At 28.8% G+C, this 25531-nt stretch carries 29 protein-coding genes; 2 read left to right on the top strand and 27 right to left on the bottom strand.

What is annotated here, in order from left to right:
• Nucleotides 1-21: 21 nt before the first annotated feature.
• The 19 genes from D3Z07_RS13685 to D3Z07_RS13595 form a co-directional block, all read right to left on the bottom strand.
• Entirely contained in the window at nucleotides 22-717 is a 696-nt protein-coding gene (locus tag D3Z07_RS13685) for a 5'-methylthioadenosine/adenosylhomocysteine nucleosidase (protein ID WP_122894157.1), read from the bottom strand.
• Nucleotides 710-1639, bottom strand: coding sequence for an ACP S-malonyltransferase (gene fabD, locus D3Z07_RS13680; protein ID WP_122894156.1), 930 nt, complete (start codon nucleotides 1637-1639; stop codon nucleotides 710-712). The genes D3Z07_RS13685 and fabD overlap by 8 nt, the downstream gene beginning before the upstream one ends.
• A 154-nt stretch (nucleotides 1640-1793) precedes the next feature.
• Nucleotides 1794-2330, bottom strand: coding sequence for an FKBP-type peptidyl-prolyl cis-trans isomerase (locus tag D3Z07_RS13675; RefSeq protein ID WP_122894155.1), 537 nt, complete (start codon nucleotides 2328-2330; stop codon nucleotides 1794-1796).
• A 24-nt stretch (nucleotides 2331-2354) separates the two neighbouring features.
• The gene (locus D3Z07_RS13670; RefSeq protein ID WP_122894154.1) at nucleotides 2355-3359 is read right to left on the bottom strand and encodes a tetratricopeptide repeat protein; all 1005 of its coding nucleotides are present in this window, start codon (nucleotides 3357-3359) and stop codon (nucleotides 2355-2357) included.
• Between the two features lie 5 nt (nucleotides 3360-3364).
• Nucleotides 3365-3931 (bottom strand): OmpA family protein, encoded by a 567-nt coding sequence (locus tag D3Z07_RS13665; RefSeq protein ID WP_076087784.1) that lies wholly within the window; start codon nucleotides 3929-3931, stop codon nucleotides 3365-3367.
• 52 nt (nucleotides 3932-3983) lie between these two features.
• Nucleotides 3984-5255, bottom strand: coding sequence for a Tol-Pal system protein TolB (gene tolB, locus D3Z07_RS13660; protein ID WP_122894153.1), 1272 nt, complete (start codon nucleotides 5253-5255; stop codon nucleotides 3984-3986).
• Nucleotides 5256-5257: 2 nt separating this feature from the next.
• On the bottom strand, nucleotides 5258-5995 hold the full coding sequence (locus D3Z07_RS13655) for a TonB C-terminal domain-containing protein (protein WP_122894152.1): 738 nt from the start codon (nucleotides 5993-5995) through the stop codon (nucleotides 5258-5260).
• A gap of 3 nt (nucleotides 5996-5998) precedes the next feature.
• Entirely contained in the window at nucleotides 5999-6388 is a 390-nt protein-coding gene (locus tag D3Z07_RS13650; protein WP_076087791.1) for a biopolymer transporter ExbD, read from the bottom strand.
• A gap of 5 nt (nucleotides 6389-6393) precedes the next feature.
• On the bottom strand, nucleotides 6394-6888 hold the full coding sequence (locus tag D3Z07_RS13645; protein ID WP_228144662.1) for a MotA/TolQ/ExbB proton channel family protein: 495 nt from the start codon (nucleotides 6886-6888) through the stop codon (nucleotides 6394-6396).
• Between the two features lie 72 nt (nucleotides 6889-6960).
• A complete protein-coding gene (gene atpC, locus D3Z07_RS13640) occupies nucleotides 6961-7338 on the bottom strand; it encodes an ATP synthase F1 subunit epsilon (RefSeq protein WP_076087795.1) in 378 nt (125 codons plus the stop codon).
• A gap of 19 nt (nucleotides 7339-7357) precedes the next feature.
• The gene (atpD, locus tag D3Z07_RS13635) at nucleotides 7358-8752 is read right to left on the bottom strand and encodes a F0F1 ATP synthase subunit beta (RefSeq protein ID WP_076087798.1); all 1395 of its coding nucleotides are present in this window, start codon (nucleotides 8750-8752) and stop codon (nucleotides 7358-7360) included.
• Between the two features lie 18 nt (nucleotides 8753-8770).
• Nucleotides 8771-9655, bottom strand: coding sequence for an ATP synthase F1 subunit gamma (gene atpG, locus D3Z07_RS13630; protein ID WP_076087800.1), 885 nt, complete (start codon nucleotides 9653-9655; stop codon nucleotides 8771-8773).
• 10 nt (nucleotides 9656-9665) lie between these two features.
• Complete coding sequence (gene atpA, locus D3Z07_RS13625) at nucleotides 9666-11183, bottom strand: F0F1 ATP synthase subunit alpha (RefSeq protein ID WP_076087802.1); 1518 nt, start codon at nucleotides 11181-11183, stop codon at nucleotides 9666-9668.
• A 22-nt stretch (nucleotides 11184-11205) separates the two neighbouring features.
• Nucleotides 11206-11736: a F0F1 ATP synthase subunit delta gene (locus D3Z07_RS13620; protein ID WP_076087805.1), complete on the bottom strand. Its 531-nt coding sequence runs from the start codon at nucleotides 11734-11736 to the stop codon at nucleotides 11206-11208.
• 1 nt (nucleotide 11737) lies between these two features.
• Nucleotides 11738-12253: a F0F1 ATP synthase subunit B gene (locus tag D3Z07_RS13615; RefSeq protein WP_122894151.1), complete on the bottom strand. Its 516-nt coding sequence runs from the start codon at nucleotides 12251-12253 to the stop codon at nucleotides 11738-11740.
• A gap of 15 nt (nucleotides 12254-12268) precedes the next feature.
• Nucleotides 12269-12691: a F0F1 ATP synthase subunit B family protein gene (locus tag D3Z07_RS13610; protein WP_076087809.1), complete on the bottom strand. Its 423-nt coding sequence runs from the start codon at nucleotides 12689-12691 to the stop codon at nucleotides 12269-12271.
• Nucleotides 12692-12807: 116 nt separating this feature from the next.
• The gene (locus tag D3Z07_RS13605; protein ID WP_122894150.1) at nucleotides 12808-13665 is read right to left on the bottom strand and encodes a ParB/RepB/Spo0J family partition protein; all 858 of its coding nucleotides are present in this window, start codon (nucleotides 13663-13665) and stop codon (nucleotides 12808-12810) included.
• 35 nt (nucleotides 13666-13700) lie between these two features.
• Entirely contained in the window at nucleotides 13701-14477 is a 777-nt protein-coding gene (locus D3Z07_RS13600) for a ParA family protein (protein WP_076087814.1), read from the bottom strand.
• Nucleotides 14474-15109 carry a biotin--[acetyl-CoA-carboxylase] ligase gene (locus tag D3Z07_RS13595; RefSeq protein WP_122894233.1) on the bottom strand — a complete coding sequence of 212 codons (636 nt, stop codon included), beginning with the start codon at nucleotides 15107-15109 and terminating at the stop codon, nucleotides 14474-14476. The genes D3Z07_RS13600 and D3Z07_RS13595 overlap by 4 nt, the downstream gene beginning before the upstream one ends.
• Before the next feature lie 64 nt (nucleotides 15110-15173).
• On the opposite strand from D3Z07_RS13595, the gene D3Z07_RS13590 reads away from it, so the two are divergent.
• Nucleotides 15174-16067 carry an AEC family transporter gene (locus D3Z07_RS13590; protein WP_122894149.1) on the top strand — a complete coding sequence of 298 codons (894 nt, stop codon included), beginning with the start codon at nucleotides 15174-15176 and terminating at the stop codon, nucleotides 16065-16067.
• A 1-nt stretch (nucleotide 16068) separates the two neighbouring features.
• Here the strand turns inward: D3Z07_RS13590 and D3Z07_RS13585 are convergent, their stop codons facing one another.
• From D3Z07_RS13585 to dnaG, 8 genes are all read right to left on the bottom strand, one after another.
• Complete coding sequence (locus D3Z07_RS13585; RefSeq protein WP_122894148.1) at nucleotides 16069-17445, bottom strand: GAF domain-containing sensor histidine kinase; 1377 nt, start codon at nucleotides 17443-17445, stop codon at nucleotides 16069-16071.
• 39 nt (nucleotides 17446-17484) lie between these two features.
• Entirely contained in the window at nucleotides 17485-18405 is a 921-nt protein-coding gene (fmt, locus tag D3Z07_RS13580) for a methionyl-tRNA formyltransferase (protein WP_122894147.1), read from the bottom strand.
• A 15-nt stretch (nucleotides 18406-18420) separates the two neighbouring features.
• The gene (gene proB / locus D3Z07_RS13575) at nucleotides 18421-19191 is read right to left on the bottom strand and encodes a glutamate 5-kinase (RefSeq protein ID WP_076087823.1); all 771 of its coding nucleotides are present in this window, start codon (nucleotides 19189-19191) and stop codon (nucleotides 18421-18423) included.
• On the bottom strand, nucleotides 19191-20279 hold the full coding sequence (obgE, locus tag D3Z07_RS13570; RefSeq protein ID WP_076087826.1) for a GTPase ObgE: 1089 nt from the start codon (nucleotides 20277-20279) through the stop codon (nucleotides 19191-19193). Before obgE ends, proB begins: the two co-directional genes overlap by 1 nt.
• A gap of 131 nt (nucleotides 20280-20410) precedes the next feature.
• A complete protein-coding gene (rpmA, locus tag D3Z07_RS13565; RefSeq protein ID WP_076087828.1) occupies nucleotides 20411-20665 on the bottom strand; it encodes a 50S ribosomal protein L27 in 255 nt (84 codons plus the stop codon).
• A gap of 26 nt (nucleotides 20666-20691) precedes the next feature.
• Complete coding sequence (gene rplU / locus D3Z07_RS13560) at nucleotides 20692-21009, bottom strand: 50S ribosomal protein L21 (RefSeq protein ID WP_076087830.1); 318 nt, start codon at nucleotides 21007-21009, stop codon at nucleotides 20692-20694.
• Between the two features lie 117 nt (nucleotides 21010-21126).
• The gene (locus D3Z07_RS13555) at nucleotides 21127-21510 is read right to left on the bottom strand and encodes a Rid family detoxifying hydrolase (RefSeq protein ID WP_076087832.1); all 384 of its coding nucleotides are present in this window, start codon (nucleotides 21508-21510) and stop codon (nucleotides 21127-21129) included.
• Nucleotides 21511-21600: 90 nt separating this feature from the next.
• Entirely contained in the window at nucleotides 21601-24375 is a 2775-nt protein-coding gene (gene dnaG / locus D3Z07_RS14375; protein WP_322898831.1) for a DNA primase, read from the bottom strand.
• Between the two features lie 115 nt (nucleotides 24376-24490).
• Here dnaG and D3Z07_RS13540 point away from each other — a divergent pair, with 115 nt between their 5' ends.
• Nucleotides 24491-25507: a tetratricopeptide repeat protein gene (locus tag D3Z07_RS13540; RefSeq protein WP_228200557.1), complete on the top strand. Its 1017-nt coding sequence runs from the start codon at nucleotides 24491-24493 to the stop codon at nucleotides 25505-25507.
• Nucleotides 25508-25531 lie beyond the last annotated feature (24 nt).

Here is a 25531-nt window from a genome sequence, read left to right as displayed (position 1 = left end):
ACTTTAAAGAATTAATTGAACTTATTTATTTAACTTATCAACTATTTTAATTAAATAGTTTGCAGAATTAACTGCGCTTGATTTTAAAAACTCATCAAAATCAAAACCTGCATCCATATCAGCACTATCAGAAATAGCACGTAATACAAAAAATGGAATATCTAAAGCATCACAAACAACTGCTACACTTGCACCTTCCATTTCTAGGGCATCTGCTTTAAAAGTTGATTCGATGAAATCTTTTCGCTGCGTAGAGTGAACAAATTGATCACCTGTTGCAATAGTTCCAACAATTACTTTTAAATCATTTTCATCAGCTACTTGTCTAGCTGCTGCCCTTAATTCTTCTGATGTTTCAACAAAAACACTTCCACCTGGAACAAAACCATGTGGATGACCAAAAGCTGTAATATCTAAATCGTGTTGACATAATTTATCAGCAATAATCAAATCACCAATCTTAAGATCTGGATTTATTGCACCTGCTACTCCTGAAAAAAGTAAAGTATCACAACCGAACTTTTCAATCATAGTTGTAGCAGTTAAGCTAGCAAAAACTTTTCCTATCTTAGAATAAGCTATTACGATATCTAAACCATTATGATTTACTTCATAGTATTTGTTATTTGCAAACTCTACAATATTTATGTTTTCAAAGTGAGATAAAAGAGGTTCTATTTCCTCTTCCATTGCTCCCATTATTGCTAATTTAGTCATTTAAAGCCTCAATTGTTTTTTCTAGTGATGCAAAATCACTTACATTTAATGTTGGGATTGATTTACAAATTTTTCTATTTAAACCTTTTAAAACGATTCCATTTCCAAACTCAATAAATGCATCTACATTATTGTGAGCTAATATTGATTGTTTATATTTAACAGGTGAAGTAAGTTGTGAAGACAATAATTCAATTGCTTCATCTTTTGTAGTATAACTTTCAGTTGTTACATTTGAAATAACAGGTGAGAATTCATCTTTTAAATACTCTTCTAAATATGGTTTTAAGTTCTCAACAGCAGCTGTTAATAACTCACAATGAGAAGCAACAGACATATCTAAAACAATAGCTCTTTTTGCACCTGCATCTTTAAATGTATCTACAAGTGATTCTAAATCAGCTTTAAGACCTGCTAATACTAATTGTCCATCCATATTATAGTTTGCTGGCCAAACTTGTTTTCCAGCATTTCTTTGCTCTTCACAAATATCTTCTACAAGTTTATCTTCCATTCCAACTAGTGCCATCATTCCAGCACCTCCACCAGAACAAGCATCAACCATAAATAATCCACGTCTATGAACTAATTCAATTGCATCTAAATAATCAATTGCACCAGCTGCAACTAATGCAGAAAATTCACCTAGTGAGTGGCCTAAAACAAATTCTGCTTGAACATCACATTTTTCTTTAAAGATTGCATTTGCAATTGAAGAAACTAATAAAATTGCAGGCTGTGTAAATTCAGTTTTACCTAAGTTGTCATTTTCTGTAAATAATAACTCTTCAAAATTAACTCCTAATCGCTCACTTGCTTTAGAAATCATCTCTTTTGCTATATCGCTATTTTCAAAAAAATCTTTTCCCATTCCAACAGTTTGAGAACCTTGTCCTGGAAAAATAAAAGCAACTTTTTTCATTGTAATACCTTCTTATAATTAAATTTTAAAACTATTTTTTAAAGTTAAAATTCATAACCCTAAAAAATAGTTTTGCCCAAGTGTAAGAATACACTTGGGCAAGTTGTAATATAAATCGTATGTTTATCTAAACATTTTGCTAACCTAGCAACTATTAATTACAACCACATCCACCAGACTGAGGTGCAGCTTCAGAAGAACCACCACCACAACATCCACCACCACTCATAGCAGCCATTCCACCAACAACACCAGTTTGAACTTCTTCTTCACTTGCGTCTCTTAATGAAAGAATCGTAACTGAGAACATTAAAGATCTTCCAGCCATTGGGTGATTGTAATCAATTGTAACTTCTTGATCATTGAATGATTTAACTAGAACTTGAACAGTTTCACCTTGTTCACCAGTTCCGTATAAAGACATACCTTCAGCTAACTCAATACCAGCAAATTGCTCAGTTGGTAAAGTTTGAATTGCTTCTTCGTTATATTCTCCATAACCATCTTTTGGCTCAACTAAAACGTCTGCAGATTCATTTGCAGCCATTGTTTCTACTTTTGCTTCTAAACCTGGAATGATTTGACCTTTTCCAGTGATAAATTCTAAAGGTGCAGCACCAACATTTGAGTCTAATTGCTCACCTGTCTTTGCATCTTTTAAATTATATTCAATACCTATAACTTTTGACATAAGTCTTCCTTTTTTATAATTTTTTTATAATTTTGATAAATTTTTCTTTGCTGTTTTAGACTCAGATGAACTAGGATAAAGATCTATTAAAGTACTGTAAAAGCTTTTTGCATTTTCTTTATCGTTTGTTTTCTCAAATGAGATAGCACTGTGCAATAATAATGTAGGCATATAAGCTGCTTGATCATAAAGAATCGCAGATTTTTTAAAATGACTTATTGCAAGATCATATTTCTTTCTTACATACCACATTTCAGCAAGGTAATAATTACCCTCAGCTGGTTTATAGTTTAACTCTACAAGCTGTTCGAATTTTGGAATAGCTTTTGTAAAGTTTCTATTTTTGTAATCTTCTTTTGCGCTAGCAGATAAATTTTTTCTATCTGTTGCAGTTAATTTCTTATTTTTTTTTTCAACCTTAGCTACAGTTACAGGAGTTGAAGATACTTTAGAAGAACTAGTAGATTTAACACCTACAGCTTTTTTTAAAGCTTCAAATTCTGCTCTTGTAACAAACTGATTCATATTAGTTTTTAATTCATTTTCAGAAACATACTGAGAATTAATTTTGTTAACTAATTTAGAAAGTTTAGAAACTGCTCGTTTTAAAGTAGAAATACTTTTTTTAACTTCTTTATCAGTCTCTTCTTTCATATTTAGAAGTTGTTCTGAAACATTTTTAATTTCTTCAGTATCTGCACTATTTTTAGAAGCTACATCAGAAGACATATCAACTTTTTGCATCAATTGATTCATTTTTAAAACTGTTGAATTTAACTTTGAAGAATCACCTTCATAAATAGATTCTAAACCTTCTATTCTTTTATTTAAAGAATCAATTAACAATTTTACATCGCTTACTTTTGAAGTTAGAGAATTTAAATTTTTTTGATTCTTTAAAATGTGTTTTTCAGAAGAGTTTAATCCATAAGGATTTTTAGCATTTAAATCACCTGCACCAAAAACTGAAACCTCTTGGGCTACAGCTAAAGTGCTTGTGATTAAAAAAGATAAAATATATTTATTCATAAGAACTATTTACTAAGAGCGTGTTCAACTCTTCTGTTTTTTTGCCAACAAGCTGTAGTTTTAGAAGTACAAGTTGGATTACTTTCACCTAATGTAACTAAAGAAACATTTGCAGCAACACCATTGTTTACTAATACATCTTTAACAACTTTTGCTCTTTTTAAACCTAAAGCATAGTTATACTCATCAGTTCCCCACTCATCAGTATTACCTGTAACTTTAATAGTTGAAGTAGGATTAACTGCTGATAATTTATTTGCATTTGACATTACTACATCTTTCATTGAAGATGTTAAGTCATATTTATTAAATCCAAAGTATACATTTTCAATTAATACTTTTTTACCATTAATAATGTAATAAACACCATTATCAGCTTCACCAGCCATTGAGAAAGAACCGTCAGTAATTTCATTGATAGTTGTATCTGGAATTGTGTTTAACGCTGATTCTGAATTATCAACAACTTGCTTTGGCGTATTGTCAACAGTCATGTCAACATTTTTTTCACTACAACCTGTTGTAAATAAAACAGATGCTACTAGAAAAGAGTAAATACTAATTTTTTTCATAAATTTATCCTTAAATTAAAAATTACCTTGATTTTACAAAATCAAAACTTAATTACCAATCAATTGATTGAATTCTACCATTTTTAGATGGAAATAAATAAGACTTATTGAAATTTAATCTAATAATTCCTATTGAACTTACACCATTATAGTTTTTTATAAATAAAAGTGATTCACCATCTGGTGAAAACTTTGGAAATTGGTTTGTTCCACTAGAAGTTAATCTTTTTAAATCATCAGATTTTGTTGACATTAAATATAAATTAAAAGCTCTTGTTCCTAATTCATTATTTTTATCTTTACTTGCATAAACAATATTATCTTTAAATGCAGTTGCTGAAGAGTTGTTTTTACTATGGTAAACTAATTTTTCAACACCACGAGAATTAATACTTTTTGCAAAAATATTTGGACTTCCAAGTCTATCTGAAACAAATACAATTCTACTATCATCTTCTATATATTGTCCACCAACATCAATACCACTGTAAGTTGTAACTCTAGTTTTAGATCCTGTATTTACATTATAAGAATAAATATCAGGTTGTCCTGATGGAGATGCTGTTATTAATACTTTTGATGCATCATTACTAACATCTGAAGCTGCAATCATACCATCTGAATTCATAATAACTTTCTTTTCTCTTGTAAAAATATTTAATTTTACAAGTGTAGGTTTTGCATAGTTATAAGATGTGTAATAAATACTTTTTTGATCAGAACTTGCCCATTTTGGGAAAATATTTAATCCACCTTGAACAATAGTTTTTCTATAAGTTAAAGTATAATCACCAATCATAATATTTGCTTTTCCAGCACCTTGATATACAGAGTAAATCACAAATTTATCCATCCATTTAATACTTGGAGCCTTGAAATGATCATTAATAGATATTGCTGTTCTATGCGCTAAAAATGGATACCTATTCTCTCTTGAAGTTGTAAAACTTTTTTCTAAAATCATAGCTTGTGCATTTATATCATATAGCTTTGTAAGAAGTGAATATCCACCTGAAATATTTTTAACAGCTGATAAGTTTAAATATAAATCAACACCTTGAGTTGATAATGTATTTATATCAGGTAGTTCTTCATATTTAATAATATTTTGAATATTTAAAACTTCAAAATGTCCACTTATTTCTAAATCTTTAGAAAGTAAATCTTTTATTTTTGAAAGTGTAGATATTTCTACAGTGTCACTTGCAACTGATATTAAAATTTTTGGTAGTGTGTTTGCATTTTTTACAATTTCAAGTTTTGCATCTACTGCTGCAAAAGCTGTGCTTATTATTAGTAGTGTTATTAGTAATATTTTTTTCATATTTATCCTTTTGATTTAAAGTCAACATTTATTTGAACTTTTTTACCTCTTTTAGGTTTTGGGTACATTATACTTTTTTGTTCTTCTAAAAAAGCTTTTAAAGAAATATCAAAATCACTATTTCCTGAATATTTTGAAAATCTATAATCAAAGTTTCCATTTGGACTTATAATTACAAGAACAGTAGCAGTTAAATTATCTTGTCTAATTAGTGGAACCCAAGCATCAAGTAAGGCAGAAACTTGTGAAAAGTATTCATTACTTTCTTTACTTTTACTTTTGCTTGAACTTCTAACATTTGTTGTAGTTTTTTTATCATTCAATAATTTATCAAGTTTTACATTTGATGATTTTTTTTGTTTTTCGAATTTTGATTTAAATCTTTTTGGGTCAATAGATTTTACAACTTTGTTAACTTCTTTTTTTGCAACTGTTTTGCTTTTTGTTTTAACATTTGCAAATAATGATTTTAAATCAGGTTTTTTTTCAGCAGCTTTAGATGCAGCTTTTTCAACTACAACTTCTTCTTTTTTTTCTATTCTTTTATCTTCTTTTTTTTCTATTCTTTTTTTATCACTTTTTTCAACTATTACATCAAGTTCTAAAACTGTTGCTGTTGTTTTTGTAGTATATTTTTTCACTGGTGGTTTTGTAACATAGTAAACTACTAAAGCACAAATAAAAATGTAAAAAGAAAAAGATATTATTCCTGAAATTAAAAAAGAGGATTTATTTTGCATAAATTAACCATCTGTTACTAAAGCAACTTTAAAAAATCCAGACTCTTTTACTGATTTTAAAACAAATATAATATCATCATATTTTAATGTTTTATCAGCTCGTATATGTACTGGTGTATTTTTATCTTTACCATTAACAAATAATAAAAAACTATCTGGGAAATTGTTAATTTCATATTTCTTTTTATTAATAAAAACAATTCTATCTTTATTAATTAAAATATCAATTTTTTTGAAATCTGAAACTTGTTTTGATTTGCTTCCACTTGGAAGATTTATAGGTTCTTCAAATTCTATTACTGGTGCAGTTACCATTAATATTGCTAAAAGTACTAACATAATATCAACTAAAGGAGTAATATTTAAATCTGGTTTTTGATTAAAATCATACATTTTAATTACCCTTTAGCAATTAATATTTGAGATTGAGCCTTGATATAAGTATTTAACTCATAAACTTTTCTAACTAAAATTTGGTGAAAAGTATATGCAAAAATTGCTACAAAAATACCTGCAGCTGTTGCAACTAATGCTTCACTAATCGCTGGTGCAATCACTGAAAAAGCAACTTTAGAATGAGTTGAAAATTTTGCAAAAGATTCTAGTATTCCTACAACTGTTCCAAATAAACCAATAAATGGTGATGTAGATGAGATAATAGCTAACCAAGAAATTCCAGAACTAGCTTCTTTAATAATATTAATTTCGCAAGCATAAAGTAATTCTTTTGAGTTCGTACTATTTGCACATTTATTAAGTGCAGATAATGGTGAAAATGTAGCTTCTCTTGAAGTTAAAGATTCTAATGATTTTTCTTCATTTCTAATTAAAGCAACTATAGAAAAATATCTATATAAGAAAATCCATATCGTAATGATTAAGTAGATTGACAATAGCGCTAAAACTATATAAGTTATAGCACTACTATTCGTCAAATAATTTAGTATTGTATCAGTCATAAGCTATTATGCGAATGAGTTAATTCTTGCTTCAACTGAGGCAACAGAGACTTTAGAATCTTTAACAGAGTTAACTAAATCTTTTGCAGCTTCAATATTTTTAGCAATTTCAGAATCTTGTCCAGCTGTAAGTGCAATTGCACCATCAGCTAAAACGTCAACTGACTTTTCATCAACTTTAACATGTCCCCAATTTATGGCAACAGCTTCAGTAGAATCAGCTTTTTCAATAATAATTACGCCAACTGTTAGAGAAGAAACTAACGATGAGTGTCCAGGTAAAACTCCGAACTCTCCCTCTTTTCCAGGAAGAGTTACGGTTTTTACATCATCGTTAAAGATTTCTCCATTAGGTGTAACTATTGATAATTTAATTGTATCCATGTTATGCCTTAATGGTTAATTATTTTAAGCTTTCAGCTTTAGCTAAAACTTCGTCGATTCCACCAACCATATAGAATGCCATTTCTGGGATATCATCGTATTTACCTTCTAAGATTCCTTGGAATCCAGCAATAGTATCTTTTAATTCAACATATTTACCTGGTGAACCTGTGAATACTTCTGCAACGAAGAATGGTTGAGATAAATATCTCTCAATTTTTCTAGCTCTAGAAACAACAAGTTTGTCAGCTTCAGATAATTCATCCATACCAAGAATTGCAATAATATCTTGTAAATCTTTGTATTTTTGAAGAACTGATTGAACACCTCTTGCAGTATCGTAATGCTCTTGTCCTAAAACTTCTGCACTTAAAATTCTTGATGTAGAATCTAATGGATCAACTGCTGGGTAAATACCTTTTTCAGCAATTTTTCTGTTAAGTACTGTAGTTGCATCTAAGTGAGCAAAAACAGAAGCAGGAGCTGGATCTGTTAAGTCATCCGCAGGAACATATACAGCTTGTACAGATGTAATTGAACCTTTATTAGTAGATGTAATTCTTTCTTGTAATTTACCCATTTCTGAAGCAAGTGTTGGTTGGTAACCAACAGCTGAAGGAATTCTACCTAATAATGCTGACATCTCAGAACCTGATTGTGCAAATCTAAAGATATTATCAACGAACATTAATACGTCAAGACCTTGTTCATCTCTGAAGTATTCTGCCATTGTAAGACCAGTTAATGCAATTCTATTTCTTGCTCCTGGAGGCTCACTCATTTGACCATAACATAATGCAACTTTGTCCAGTACGTTAGAATCTTTCATTTCGAAGTAAAGGTCATTACCTTCTCTTGTTCTTTCACCAACACCTGCGAATACTGAGTATCCTGAATGTTTGAAAGCAACGTTATGGATTAATTCCATGATAATAACTGTTTTACCAACACCGGCACCACCGAACAGTCCAACTTTTCCACCTTTTGAATAAGGAGCTAATAAATCAACAACCTTGATTCCAGTTTCAAACATTTCTGTTTTAGTTGATTGCTCTTCAAATGCAGGAGCGTCTCTGTGAATAGACCATCTTGGAGTATCTTCAGCAACAGCAGCACCCTCATCAACAGGGTCTCCAATTACGTTAAAGATTCTTCCTAATACAGCTTCACCAACAGGAACCTTAATAGGACCTCCTGTTGCGTTACATTCTTGACCTCTAGTTAAACCTTCAGTCATATCCATTGCAATAGTTCTTACTCTACTATCACCAATGTGTGCAGCAACTTCTAATACTAATCTGTCAGCATTAGCGTCTGCTAATACTACGTCAATAGCTTCATTTATTTCTGGTAGGTATCCGTCGAATTCTACATCAACAACAGGACCCATTACCTGAATAACTTTACCTTTCATACGCGATGCTCCTTTAAATTATTTTAATGATTCTACACCAGAGATAATTTCGATTAACTCTGTTGTAATTGCAGCTTGTCTAGCTTTGTTATATTCTACTGTTAAAGAATCAACTTTCTCTTTTGCATTTTTAGTTGCAGCTTCCATTGCTTGCATTCTTGCAGAATGTTCAGCAGCTAAAGAGTCAATAAGAGCGTAATACATATTGAAATCAATATATTTACCTGTTAATTCATTTAATACTTCTTCATCATCATCTGGTTCAATATTTAACATAGAACTTGCTTCACTTAAATCCGCATTTTCTAAGCTAATTGGTAACAATTCTCTAACTCTAATTTCTTGAGTTAGCATGTTTAAGAATCCATTATAAACAACTACTACTTTATCAGTAGTACCATTATTAAAGTCTTCTACAACATCATTAATAAAATCTGCTGCTCTATCGTACTCAGGAGCTGAAGATAAATCTGAAACTGATTGATGTAAATCTACACCTTGGAAGTTAAAGTAATCAACACCTTTTCTTCCAGCAGCTCTTAATCTAACTGTTGTTCCTTTTGCACTATATTCATCCATCATTTTACTAACAGTCTTAATTGTTGCCATATTAAAACCACCACAAAGTCCTTTGTCAGCAGTTACAAAAACAATATCCACTGTTTTTGGATTATCGTTGGCGATAAATGCTTTACCGATGTTTCCGTCGTCTTGAACTTTGCTAACTCTAGTAGCGATATCAGAAAGAACATCATTTATCTTACCTGCATAACTTTTCGCTTGATCAGACAGTTGTCTAGTTCGAGTAAGTTTTGCAGAAGATACAAGCTTCATAGCTTTAGTTGTCTTCTGAGTGTTTTTCACACTACCAATTTGTAATTTAATCTCTTTTAAGTTAGCCATTAACTAATCCTTAGTTTGCACTAAATACAGTTTTAAATTCTTCTAATGCAGCTTTTAATTCTGCTTCAGTTTCATCGTCTAATTTTTTCTTAGATTTAATTGCATCTAAAATATTAGTATATTTTTGTTCAAAGAATGCATGTAATTCAGCTTCGAATCTAACAACGTCACCAACAGCAACATCATTTAAATAACCTTTTACACCAGCATAAAGAATAACAATTTGTTTTTGAATTACTAAAGGAGCACTAACACCTTGCTTTAATACTTCAACCATTCTTTGACCAAGCTCAAGCTCTTTTCTTGTAGCTTCATCAAGATCTGATGCAAACTGTGCGAATGCTTCAAGCTCTCTAAATTGTGCTAAAGATAATTTTAAAGTACCAGCAACTTGCTTAGTAGCTTTAATTTGTGCAGCTCCACCAACTCTAGATACTGATAAACCAACATTAATTGCAGGTCTAATTCCTGAGTTAAACAGGTTAGTTTCTAAGAAGATTTGTCCATCAGTAATTGAAATTACGTTTGTTGGAATATATGCAGCAACATCCCCTGCTTGTGTTTCAATGATTGGTAATGCAGTCATAGACCCAGCACCATTTTCATCTGACATTTTAGCAGCTCTCTCAAGTAATCTTGAGTGTAGGTAGAATACATCCCCTGGGAATGCTTCTCGACCTGGAGGTCTTCTTAATAATAATGACATTTCTCTATATGCAACGGCATGTTTAGTTAAATCATCATATACGATTAACGCATGTTGACCATTATCTCTAAAGTACTCACCAATTGTAACACCTGTATATGGTGCTAAGAATTGTAATGCAGAAGAATCAGCAGCGCCAGCATTTACAATAGTAGTATATTCCATTGCTCCAGCTTCTTCTAATGTTCTAACAACTGTTGCAACAGTTGATGCTTTTTGTCCGATTGCTACATAAATACATTGAACATTCTCACCTTTTTGGTTAAGAATAGTATCAATAGCAACTGTAGTTTTACCAGTTTGTCTATCACCAATAATAAGTTCTCTTTGCCCTCTTCCGATTGGAACAAGTGCATCAATTGCTTTAATACCAGTTTGTAATGGTTCATGAACTGATTTTCTAGCCATGATTCCTGGTGCTTTTTCTTCAACTAATTTAGTATCAGTTGCTTCAATAGCACCTTTACCATCAATTGGTTCACCAAGAGCATTAACAACTCTACCAGCCATTGCAGGACCTACAGGAGTAGATAATAAAGAACCAAGTCTTTTACAAGAACTTCCTTCTCTTAAACCATTACCTTTTCCAAGAACAACAACACCAACAGAAGATTCTTCTAAGTTTAATGTAAGACCTTTGTCTCCATTTTCAAACTCAACAATCTCTCCAGCCATAACATTTTTTAGACCGTAAACTTGAGCAACACCATCTGCATAAGAGATGATTTTACCAGTTTCATTTACATCTACGTTTAATTCAAAGTTATCAATTCTTTCTTTTATGATCGAACTGATTTCATCAGCTTGAATTTTTGTACCCATTCAATTTCTCCTTTGTTAAGTTCTAAACTGCTTGTAGAATATGATCAATCATTTGCGTTTTTAATCTTTCTTTAGAGAAAGAAATTTCAACACCTAATCCATCAATATCTACTTTGATACCATCATAATCACAAACATTTTGTGATAACGATAATTTAACATCAAATTTTTTACTAAATTGTTTTTCAATTGAAGAAACGTAATCTTTCGATAATTCTTCGTTTGTGTAAACAACTCCAACATAAGTATTATTCATTTTTGCAATTTGAACATTAAGTTCTGATGCGATAAATGGTAATATTTCTAGTCTTCTTTTTTCACCAAGTAAGTTGATGAAGTTTGTTAAAGTTTGATCAGCTTTTTTCACTAATGAAATTACTAATTCAACTTTTTTACTATCATTAACTTCAGGTGAAGAAATAATTGAGTTAAATTTTTCATTAGAAAATGCTGAAGAAATACTATTAAGATTATTACTAATTACAGCAATACTCTTAGCATCTCTTCCGTCAACTAATGCTTTAACATATTTTTTTGCTACTAAATCATTCATATTAAGCTACCTTCTTTAAAACAATATTTACTAACTCATCTTGAGATAATTTAATATTGTCAGATTTTAATAACTCTTCAAGAACTTCTGCAACAACTTCTCTTTTCGCTTTTGATGTTTCAACTTTAATCATTTCTTCAAGATTTCTCTCTAAGTTAGTGATATCAGAATTAACAGCTGCAGATACTTTTTCTTTTACAGAATCAATATCAGCTTTCGCGTTTTCTACAATTTCAGCTGCAAGTTTATTTGCATCTTCTAATTGTTTTTTAGCCGCATTTACTTTATCTTCAGAAGCTTTTAAAGCATCTTGTACTTTGTCAAGTTCTGCTTGAATAGATAAAGATCTATCGGCGAAAAATGCTTTAACTTTATCGGCAAGTAAATACCATAAAATTCCAGCAAATATAATAAAGTTAACGGTTCTTTGAACAATATCTGTTTCTACCGCACCTTCGCTACTTGCAAATAATGCAAGAGGAGCTAAAGCTAATCCAAGTAATACAATTCTTTTCATATATCCATTTCCCTTTTAAATTGAGCTAAGCTTAGCTTTTAGGCTCTCATTAAATTGAGGCATTGTAGATACTAAAGAATCTCTTAGAGCTTTAGTTTCATCTTGTAAGTTTTTAGCAAATTCTTCAGATTTTGCTTCTAAATTAGATTTAGCACTCGCAAGTTTTGCATCAGCACTCTCTTTGGCTTCCTTATAGGCTTGTTCCCTAATAGCAGTTGCTTCTTTTTTTGCTTGGGCAATCGCATTGTTTGCTTCTGCAATCATTCCATCAACGTTCGCACCGTTTGATTTTGCATCTTCTAAATCTTTAGAAATAGAAGCTGATCTATCATCCATGTGCTTAAGTAATGGCTTGAATAAACAGCTGTTTAGTCTAGCAAGAACTAATAGAAAGATAACACCAGAGCTAAGCAATAATACAGGACTTATGTCTAACATTCATTCCTCCATATTTTTTACAGTTTAGTTTAACTAAAACTCATATATTTTAGCAAAGTTAACTATAAAATTATATTAAAAGAAAAAATTAGATTGATAATTTTTAGATTTTGTTACTATTGTAACTTAAAGTAAGAAGAAATTTTTTCTATATCTTCTTGTGAGTTGATTTCAATTTTAAAATAATTCTTCTCAGCCTTGACTTTTAGGTCACTTGACTGTAGTTGTGTTAGTAAGTTTGATAAAGGTTTGAAATCAAAATCTGTAGGCTTTTTACTTGTTTTAACTTTAGGATTAATCTTTTCTTTTAAGTCTTTTACAAGCTTTTCAGTTTCTCTAACTGACAGTTTTTGTCCAATTATTGAATCACATACCATTTTCTGTTCATTGTCACTCAAACCTAACATAATTTTAGCATGACCTGCTGAAATTTTATTACTTGCAAGCGATTGTTGAACATAAGAGCTTAGCTGTAATAATCTTAGAGTATTTGTAATTGATGTTCTGCTTTTAAACACTTTTTTTGATAATTCTTCATGTGTAAGATTATGTTCGTTAATTAATTGTGCATATGAATATGCTAATTCAATTACATTTAAGTCATCTCTTTGAATATTTTCAATTAAAGCTAATTCTCTTAATTTTAAAGTATCAATATCTAAAACAATTGATTTTACCGTTTTTAAATTAGCTAATTTATGTGCTCTTAATCTTCTTTCTCCTGAAATTAGAGTAAAAGTATCGTCTTCATTTTGTATTACACTTATAGGTTGTAATAATCCATGCTCAACAATTGAAGAGCTTAATTCTTGTAGTTTTTCTTCATCAAAGATTTTTCTAGGTTGATTTGGATTAGCTTGTATTAAAGAAAGGTCTAAATCTACAACTTTTGAATTATAATCATCTGTATTATTGCTTTCATAAGCTGATTCAACTTCACCTAATAATTCTCCTAATCCTCTACCTAATGCCATAAGTTTTCCTAGTTATAATATATATTTTGTGTAAATTATGCAGTTATTGCACGTGCAAGATTTGTATATGCTTTAGTACCACTAGCACTTGCGTCATATAACATAATTGGTTTTCCAAAACTTGGACTTTCTGCAAGTTTAATATTTCTTGGAATTACTACATAAGAACTTTCATCAATTTTGAATAATTTATTTTCAAAATGTTGTGCTAAATCTGCAAATACTTGCTTTGACAAATTATTTTGTGATGAGTACATTGTAGGAAGAAAACCTCTAATTAAAAGGCCTTTATTAATTGTTTGTTTTACTAATTTAATAGTGCTTAGTAATTGTGCTAAACCTTCAAGTGCAAAGAATTCACATTGAATTGGTATTAGTACTGAATTTGAAGCACTTAATGTATTAATAGTAATAGGACCTAGTGCTGGTGGTGAATCAATAATAATATAATCAAAATCTTTTTTTATTGGGTCGATTTTTCTTTTTAAAACTAATTCTCGCTCTTTAGTATTTTTGTAAAACTCTTTTTCAATTCCAACTAATCCAATATTTGAGGGAGCAACTTTTAAGTTTTCAATTTCTGAATCTAAAATAATTTCATTTAACTCTTTAGTTCCTAACATTACATGATAGATATTGTATTCATAAGTATCTCTATGGAAACCTAAAGATGTTGTAGCATTAGCTTGTGGGTCAGCATCAATTAATAATACTCTTTTACCTTCTATTGCTAATGCAGCACTTAAATTAACAGCAGTAGTAGTTTTCCCTACTCCGCCTTTTTGATTAGCTATTGCTATTATCTCTGTCATCTTAAACTAAATACCTTTTTATTGTTAACTTGTATAGAACCATCATCATTTAATAAAGCGTTTTCAAGTGAAACTTTTTCATCACCAACGCTAGCTTGGAACTTTCGACTATTTTGAAATTCTATCTTAAATTCACTAAAAATTTGCTTCCATGAATCTTTTAGTTTTAATTTATTAAAGTAACTTTTTAAAATATTATCGCTAGTTATTGAAATATCAAGTTTTCCAAATTCTTCATTTACATTTATTAAATTTAATCCTATTCCACAATAAATTAAATCATTTGAAACTGTTGTAATTGTACCACCAATTTTTTTATCACTAATATAAAAGTCATTTGGCCATTTAAGCCAAATTTCTGAACCAATAGTTTTTAAAATGCCTTTTAAAATAAATGAAAAATATATTGAGGCACTTTGCATTGGTAAATCTTTTGGTAATTCATTTTTATTTAAAACAAAAGAGAAAAATAAATTTCCTTTTGTTCCTGTCCAAGAATTTCCACGACTTCCTATACCATTAGTCTGATAATCACTTGTTATACAAATAGCTTCGCTATATCCATTTGTTTTTATATAATCTTTTAAATATGTATGTGTTGAATCAACTTCGTCTAGTTTTATTATTCTCATAATCGAAGTATACATAATTACTTTACAAGATTATATTAAATATAATCTTTTTAAAAAGGTCATTATGTTAGATCCAGTTTTACCAATTGCTATATATCTTTTATTAGGATATTTATTCAAAATTATATATCATGATAATTCAAAACAATTAATTGAATTTGTAATATATTTTTCACTTCCTGCAATTGTATTTTCCAAAATATATCCATTAACTTTAGATGCAAAAATATTTGGTCTTATTATTATGTTTATTGGATTTATACTTTTTAACTTAGCACTTGCATATTTCATTGGTAGAATGATGAAATTAAATAAACTTTTACTTGCTACGTTTATGATTATGGCTACTTTTGGAAATACATCTTTTATTGGTTTTTCTTATATTGATGCCTTTTATGGACAAGACTTTATTGTTTATGGATTAATTTATGATTTATTTGGTTCTTTTTTACTTTTAGTTTCTTTGGGTATGTTTATAATTACTTGGGGAAGTGGAAGAAAAAACGATACAAAATCTATATTTAAAAGTGTATTTTTATTTCCACCAAGTTTAATGTTTTTTATTACAATAGTTGCTAAAAACTTTGAAGTTCCAAATTTTATGCTTTTAACAAGCCAAACATTAGGAGCAACTTTAGTTCCAATTGCTATGATTGCAATTGGTATGAAACTTGAACTTAAACATATTTTTGTCAAATTTCATATAGTTTCAATGGCTATGATTTTAAAAATGGTGATTGTTCCAATTATTATACTAATTGGGTTTCAGATTTTTTATGGCATTAATGAAACTTGGGTTAAAGTTACAATAATTGAAGTTGCAATGCCACCAATGACTATGGCAACTGTTTTAGCAATTAAAGGTGGATTAGATGAGAAAGTTGCAATTAACTCCTTAGTACTTGGAGTTTTATTAAGTTTATTTACAATTACAGCATATACAACTTATTTAGGCTAATTTAGCCTGGTAAGTTTATTGTAAAAAATGCTCCAAAATAATGTTTATCTCTATAAATAAACTCTTTATTTTTTACACATAAAGAACCTTTCATATGTTTTTCAATAATGAGTTTTGTTAAATATAATCCAACTCCAGAAGCTTCTTTCTTTTTATTTGAAGAATAATGCTCTTCAAAAATACTCTTTTTGAAAGAAGAATCTACACCTCTTCCATTATCTTTTATATGTAAAGTGATTTGATTATTCTCTTCTTCAAATAAATCTATAAATATATATCTTTGCTCTGACATTGGAACTTTTGTTATTAAAGTATCTTTAGCATTTGTTAACAAGTTTAAAATACATTGTGTAAATTCATTCTTTAAACCATAAATATATAAACTACTATCTAAATTCATTACAACATTGATATCATTAATTGTTATTTCAGTTTCTGCTATTTCAATACTTTTTTTAATCGAATCTGCTATGTTAAAATTTTCATCCATTGTATCTACGTTATAAAAGTCTCTAAAATCGTCTATAGTTTTTGATAATACTTTTGTTGTATCAACAATTTGTCTTAGTTGAGTAATATCCCTTTTAATATCAGGTTCACCAACTTCTAAATTAATTGAAACTCCACTTGCCAGTGTTGAAATAGTAGAAAGTGGTTGTCTCCATTGATGTGCAATATTACCAATCATCTCACCCATTGAAGCCATTTTTGATTGATGAAAAATAATTGCAGATTTATTTTGATTTTCAATAATTTTTTCTTCAATTCTTCTTTCTAGTTCTTCATTTGATTCCTCTAGTTTTTTATTTAGTTCTTGAAGTTTTAATACGTCATCTTGTGCTTTGGAAACTGACAAGGAAATAAAAGCACTAATAGTTGAAATCACTTCTTTATCTTTAACAGTAAATATAGAATATTTATCATTTTCTTTTTTATTTAATAGTTGAACCACACCAATAACTTTTTGATTAATAGGGTGTATTAAGGGAACTGAAATAGTAGAATGAGTTTTATAATTGAATTTTTTGTCAAACTCTTTTGCACCAATAAACTCATATTCAGGAGCATCGTAAACATCATCAATCATAATAATTTTTTTTGTTAAAAATGAATCGACAGCTAAGTATTTGTCTTTTTCATCTAAAGAGAGTTTATATTCATTTGTAGAGTGGTAGAATCTATAAATATTTTCATAAGACAAGGCATCATTTTGGAAAACATGAAACTTAAGATAGTTTTTATCTTTTATATAAATTGTTCCAGCTTCTGCTTGGAGTAATTCTCTAGTATACTTAAGTATTTCGTGCAACAATACATCTAGATCACTTATATTAAACAAACTTATATCATATATATGTTTTAAATCATCACTAGCCATAGTCCCAACTTTAATAATTTTTAGTCATGATATCATAAGTTATTTTAAAGTATCACCTTTTTCTAATCTTTGCCCTCTGATATAAATAGATGAATCTAATGCTTTCTTTGATGGGGCTTGTAGTGTTTTTATTTTTATACTTCCCTTTTTACATCCAATTAAAATAAAATTATCATCAATTTCTAAAATAGTTCCTTCTTTATTATTTGAAGTATTTTCAATCAATTCAATATCTTTAAGTTTTAATCCAGAAGAGAGAAACACTCCTGGCCAATATGAATATGCTTTATATTTTAAAAATAAACTTTTTGCAGATTTAAAATCAACTAAACCATCATCTTTTTTTATTTTTTTACAAAAGCTTACTTCACTTTCATTTTGTTTTTTAGGATTTATATTTTCAAAATTATCTAAAGTTGTAATAGTTAATTTTGCAGCAATATCAGATAATGCATCAAAGGCCTGTGCAACTTCCATTGTAGGAGTGATTTTTAAATATTGCCAAGCTAAAATATCACCTGAATCTAAACCTTCTTCCATAAACATAGATGTAACACCTGTAAAATAATCATCATTTAAAAGTGATTCTTGAATTGGAGAGGCACCCCTATATTTTGGAAGAAGAGAAGCATGAAGATTAATACAAGGTGCAATATCTAAAATTTCTTTTGGTAATATTTGACCATAAGCTGCAACAATTATAAAATCTGGATTTAATTTTTTAATATCAGATGCAGCTTCCTCATTTCCTCTTAGTTTCTCTGGTTGAAAAATTGGAAAATCTAAATCTTTATCAAGACAAAATTGTTTAATATGAGGTGCAGTTAGAACTTGTTTTCGTCCAACTGGTTTATCAGGTTGAGTAAAAAGACCTACTATTTCATAAGGGCTATTTAATAATTCTTCAAAAATTCTTGTCGCATAATCAGGAGTTCCCATAAAAAGTATTTTTTTACTCATAAGCTTACCTTTATTTTATTTATTTGATTGAAAGATTGTTCCACTTTTATGATTATCATAAAGTAAGAAATCATATGCATTTTTTAAATCAAAACCAGATGTTAAGTACATTGGTTTATTTCGTTTCATTAAAAAACTTGCTGCTTTTAATTTTGTAACAATTCCACCTGTTGCAAATTCTGAATTAGGAGTATGTTTCATTTGAAGTTCTTCTTCATCAATTTCATTTACAAATTTTAACATTTTTGCATCAGGGTTCTCATGAGGATTTGAATTATAAAAACCATCAATATCACTTAATATTGCTAACATATCTGCATCAAAAAAGAAAGCTGCATGTGCTGCCATTTGGTCATTATCACCAAATAATAGCTCATCATTTGCAATTACATCATTTTCATTTATTATTGGAACTACATCATTTTGAAGTAATATTTCCATAACTTCTTTTGCATTTTGCGAACGTTTTCTTGAGTCAAAATCTTCTGCAACTAAAAGTATTTGAGCACAAGTCATATTATATTCTGCAAATCTTTTTTTATAATACTTCATTAATAATGGTTGCCCAATTGCAGCAAGAGCTTGCCTATTTGAAATGTTTGTTCTATCTAAGTTTAATTTTGTATTTCCAGCAGCAACTGCTCCTGAAGATACTAAAATTACTTGAAGGTTTTTTTCCTGTTTAAGTTTAGCTATAAAATCAACTAGATTATTTAGTCTATTAATAGCTAAATCAGTACCTTCTCTAAGTACTGCACTACCAACTTTTATAACCAAACGTTTCACTATTTTTGCTCCAATAAATTGTAAAGTGCAAAAGTAATAGATTTTGTATTTTTTCTAGTAACAGAAGAAATTGGTAATACAAAAAATGGTTTAGAATTATCAAATCTTGAATAAGTTAAGTCTTGAACATAATATGGATACTCTTTTTCAAATCCAAATTCGTTAGAAGATGAACATTCTAATCCAATATCAGTAATAAATTGTTTAATATCAGCTTCTAAATCTTCACCATAATATCCATCAATTTTACTTAATGCAATTGCATAATTTCTTCCAGCTAACTCACCAGAGAATTTTGAAACTTCTTCTTTTAAAACATTATATTGATCAATCATAGTTCTATAATTAGCAACATCAACCATAAATAGTAAAGTTTTTGTTCTTTCAATATGTTTTAAGAATTCTAGTCCTAAACCTCTACCATCTGCCGCTCCATCAATAATTCCTGGAATATCAGCCATAACAAAAGAGTTATAATCTCCAACTTCAACAACACCTAATTTTGGTGTTAAAGTTGTGAATTCATAATTTGCAATTTCTGGGTTTGCATTTGATGTAGTTGAAATCAATGTTGATTTTCCAACATTTGGATATCCAACAAGTCCAACATCTGCAATTAATTTTAACTCTAATCTAATATTTTTACTAAGACCTGGAAGACCTGGTTGAAAATATGTTGGTCTTTGGTTTCTTGAATTTTTAAAGTGAACATTTCCAAGTCCACCTTTTCCACCTTCAAGAATTTTTACTTTTTGGCCTTCTGTTACTAAATCAAGTAAAATTTCACCTGAATCATCATCAATAACTTGAGTTCCTGGAGGTACAATTAATACAAGCTCATCCGCAGACTTTCCAGTCATTCTTGATGCCATTCCTTGCTTTCCATTATCAGCTTTGAAAACTTTTCTACCTTTATAGTTAGATAATGTATCAGTATTAGAATCTACTAAAAAGTAAACATCTCCACCTTTTCCACCATCTCCACCATCAGGACCACCTTTAACAACAAATTTTTCTCTTCTAAAAGATGAACAACCTTGTCCACCTTTTCCAGAATAAACTACAAATCTAGCACTATCTATAAACATTTTAACCTCACTTTTGTGAAAAATAAAAAATCAACTCTATATTAACTTTTTATTTTCCATTTTGTATAAATAAAAAAAGGGTGCTAGCAAATTTGCCAACACCCTTCTTAAAAAACTAAATAAGTCCAGAATTACGAAGCGTAAACTGAAACTTTTTTTCTTTTTTTATCTTTAACTTCAAATTTAACAACACCGTCAATTAAAGCATAAATTGTGTGATCTTTTCCGATACCAACATTTTGTCCAACATGGATCTTAGTACCTCTTTGTCTGATAATAATATTACCAGATCTAACTACTTCACCACCATATTTCTTTACACCAAGTCTTTTACCAGCTGAATCTCTATTATTCTGTGTACTACCTTGACCTTTCTTATGTGCCATAGTTTATCTCCTTAACTGTGTTGTGCTTATGCAGCGATTTTAGTAATTCTAATTTTAGTGAAGCTTTTTCTAAAACCTCTTTTTAACTTAGAATCTTTTCTTCTTCTTTTTTTGTAAATGATAACTTTTTTGTCTCTATTTACACCTGTACCATCTAATACTACTTCTGCTTGAACAGTTGCTTTTGATACAGCATCACCTGTAACTAATTCACCATTATTTACAGCTAATACATCAGTAATCTCTAATGTTTCTTTTGCAGCTTTACCAGTATAATCAATGTCTAAGATATCACCCTCAGAAACTTTATACTGTTTTCCACCACATTTGATAATTGCGTACATTTTTATTCCTCTAAATTAACTTCTCTTGTGTTAACTTCATTTTATTAATGCTAACTTTATTTTGAACGGGAATATTATCTAAAGTTAGTTTAAACTTTCTTTAAGACAATAAGTTTTTTATCTATAATCTGATGCAGTTGCAATACAATCAACCATAATCATTGCACCAATTGGCAATCCATTAGTTGATATAGTGCTTCTAGCAGGCTTGTGTTCACCAAATGCTTCTGCAAATAAAACATTTACAACACCGAAGTCTTCAATATTTTCTAAGTATACAGATACTTTAATAACTTGTTCCATTCCACTTTCAGCATCTTCTAATAATGTTCTTAAGTTTGATAATACTTGTCTTGTTTGAACTTTAATATCTCTTTCAACCATAGTACCATCAAGAGTAATAGGAACCTGTGCAGATGTATAAACTAAACCATTTATTTTCACAGCAGGCGAATATGGACCAATTGCTGCTGGTAAATTATCACTTTGTATTAATTTCATTTTTTTTCCTCTTTATAATCTATAAAACTTTTTTTGTATTCTACAAGAAATAATCTAGAATAAAAATTAAACATTAAAATTAATTTCCAATTATAAATTATAGCTAACTAGTTTTCCGCTTTTTAACTGTCTTAAGGCATCTTGTATTTTTCTAAGATTTAAACTTTTCTCTTTTAAAGACAGCTTGTCATTAAATTTTGTTGATGTTAATTTATTTGTATAAAATTTGTAAAGTAAAGTTAATAACTCTTTATTTAATCTCTCATCATCATAATTTTCTAGTTTCTCATTTAAAGTAATTGAATTTAATGAAATATTTGTAATATCATTTAATAATAGTTCAAATTCATATTTGTGTGCTTCAAACATAGATGAGTCAACTATGTCTAAAACTGAATCTAATCTTGAAGGCTTTTCTAAAATTGATTTGATTATACATAGTTCAGCTATATCTATTTTTGATAAATTAGATTCTTCTGGTCTTTTTTGTATATCAGCACTTACTTTTACTAAGTTTTCACGTATATTTAATTTTTGAGCAATATATCTTTTATATTCATCTTGATAAATTACTCCTAAAGATTTTAAATAATCATTTGCTTCAATTAATGCTTTTTGTTTTTGGGCTGGGTTATTTATTTCATATTTTGAAATAATATAATCAATTGCATAAGGAATAAAAGACATTGGACTTGCAAATATCTTATTTAACTCTTCAGTTTTTCCATCTTTAACCATATCAGCAGGATCAATGCCTTCACCAAAAATAACAACTCCACCTTCAAATTCACTCTGAGATAACATAACAGAAGCTTTAAAAGCAGCAGCAAGACCTGCTTTATCTCCATCATAGGCTAAAATAATCTTAGGTTCACCTCTTCTTATAAGTGGCAAGTGATCTTTTGTAAGTGCAGTTCCTAATGTTGCAACTGCTGTATTAAATCCTGCTTGATGTAGCATTATTACATCTAAATAACCCTCACAAACAATTAATTGATTTTTTTTATAAATATGCTCTTTTGCTAAATGATATCCATATAGTAGTCTTGATTTATTAAATACTTTTGTTTGCGGTGAGTTTACATATTTTGCATTATGTCCTGTAATTGTTCGTCCACCAAAACCAACCATTTTCCCATTTATTCCATAAATTGGAAAAGTAATTCTTTCAATAAACCTCGAGTATAAACCATTAGTTCCTGTATCAATTACACCTAAATCTATTGCATCACTTAAATTATAATGATTTGATTTTAGAAAATTAATTGTATCACCTGAACTTGGTGCATAACCAATTTCAAATTTTTCAACTGAAAATTCTGAAATTCCCCTACTTGCAATATATTCTTTTGTAGTATTATTATTTACATAAAGTCTTTGATAAAATTTATTAACATCTTCTAATATTCTTATATCTTGTTTTTTTGTATTTACATTATCGTATTCTAAAGTAACATTATTCATAGATGCTAGTTTTTCAATAGCTTCTGGATATGAAAGTTTTTCATATTCCATCATAAATTTTATGGAATCGCCACCTACTCCACAATTACCTACAATGAAATTTTTTGTTAAAAAAGTATGACTTCTATCTTCTACAGTAATATCATATACCAATTCTTCATCTTCTGATTCTTTAATACTTTTTACTCTCATAAAAAGATACTTAACATCATTAATATTCTCAAAAAAAGCTTTTAAGGACTCTCTTTTATGAAAAAGAATTGTATAACATTTTTTATGATTAACATTTTTTTTATCTTTATATGTTTTTCCTTTATAAAGAGAAGGGATAAGTTCTAAACTTATTGCTAAATCAAATAAAAGATAAGATAATTTTTTACTTATTGTTTTATAAGTTCTTCTAGAATAACAACCATCTCCATCCATCAATCCTTCAAAAAGTGAACTCTTAAATGATTTTTTTAAGTAGTTAAAATAATATGGATACTCTTTATTTTGAGCACCACTTGCAAAAAGCTTTTTAAAAATATATTCTAAATTAGTACTTGAGCAAGTAACTTCTAAAGAATTTTTTCTATTTTTTGGATAAAATAAAGAGGCTTCTTTTTTAAAAGATTTCTTTAATGTTTCAATTATTTTCTCAGCATAATTAATTTCTTTAGAATGTAATGAAAATTTAATTCCCCCTCGATATGTACTTCCTTCTGCTATGTACATACCAAATAACCACATTAAATCCTTTGTGATTTTTACTTTTTTTATAATATCTACAGAAGGACCCAATTTATTCTTTTCCCAAAATTCAGAAAAATCAAATGTTTTTTTTGTAATTATTTCCCTATCTATTGGATATAAGAAATAATCACCTTTTTTAACTTCTTTTGCAAATAAGACTTGAGTCTTGATATTAATTTCTTTTTTATTTTTCTTAATTCTTCCATAAAATTTAAGAGGTCTATTTTTCTCAACTCGAATATAAGGCAAATTCTTTTTTACATCATCTTGAGTTAAAACTATCATGTCATGATTTTGAGTAAAATATGACCATTCATCAAACAAATCAGTTTTAAATTTCAACATTCCATATTGAGGTTTATGAGATAAGGATTCAATTACTTTTGTTTCTTTTCCATTAGAGGCATATACGTAATCTCCAACTTCTATATTTTGAATTTCTTTTATACCATCTTTTGTTCTGATTTCTTCATTAGGAGCTAAACAGCCGAAACAATGATATATTTGCTTTGCAGGACTTACTACAAAAGAAGGAGTTGATTCTCCATGAAAAGGACAACAAGCTTTAAAGTTAGCACCTGATTTTTTAACTTCTAAAAACTGTGAAATTACATCAACAATATCAAGGTTGTTTTTTAAATTTTCAATCGACTCTTTTTTAATCATTTGCGATTATAGCACTTTATTTTTTTATATGAACTTTTATGATAATATTATTGTCTATTTCAAGATATAAACAAGGCCAAAAGTGGATAATATAGTTTTAGAGTATAGAGACCCGTTGTTTAGTATTATAATACTTGTAGCACTTGTATTTGTGATATCTTTTATCGCTTATTCTTATGGAATATATAGAGAAAGACTTGCACGAAAAGATTATAGAAAATTATCACGTAGGTTTGAACTTGGGAAACTAAAAGAAGACGACTATGTTCATTTATATAAAACATATAATCTACCTTTTGATTCAATACTTTTATTAGCCTCATCTTTTTTACATAAAGGTGATTATAATAAAGCAATAAATGTATACTTAACACTACTTGAACATGTAAGTGATAGAGTAAAAAAAGAAGAGTTATTAGAACTTTTAGGAACTACTTATTTTAAAGGTGGTTTTTTACAAAGATCAAAAGATGTATTTATGAGAATACTTAAATTCTCACCTAGAAACAAACAAGCTTTAACATATTTATTAATAATTCATGAAAAACTTAAAGACTTTAAAAAAGCTAAAGAAATAACAACTTGTTTAGAAGAATTAAATAAAAACGTTAGCAAAGATCAAACTTATCTAGATGCACTTATTATATTAAACGATCCAATTTATTCTTATGAGAAAAGAACCCAACTTCTAAATGAAATTTATAAAAAAGATAAAAGTATTCAAAGATTGTTTGTACAGTTTTTATTACAATTTAATAAAGACTTTTTTTGGGAAAATGTAGAAAAATTTGATGCCAAATCGTTTATTGATTTAATGTGGTATTTAAATTTTGACGATATTCATTTTGAGAAAGTTGCTTCAAATGAATTTTTGCTTGAATTATATAATGCAAAAGGCTACTTAGATAATTTAGAACATAGTGAAGACTTTGTTTTTAATATTTTAATATTACTTCATAAATATTCAAAAGAGGTAAATGCAACTTTAGATTTTGAATTTATTTGTTCATCTTGTAAACATTCACATCCAATTTATGACAATAGATGTCCACATTGTCATAGTATATTAACATTTAATGTTAGTCATACACTAAGTAAATCTTTAGACCAAGCTACACAATCTTTACAATAATAAAAGATGTGATATAATCTCGTG

Source organism: Arcobacter peruensis (assembly GCF_003711085.1).
Taxonomy (GTDB): Bacteria; Campylobacterota; Campylobacteria; order Campylobacterales; family Arcobacteraceae; genus Poseidonibacter; species Poseidonibacter parvus.
This window is presented reverse-complemented; position numbering and strand designations above follow the sequence as displayed.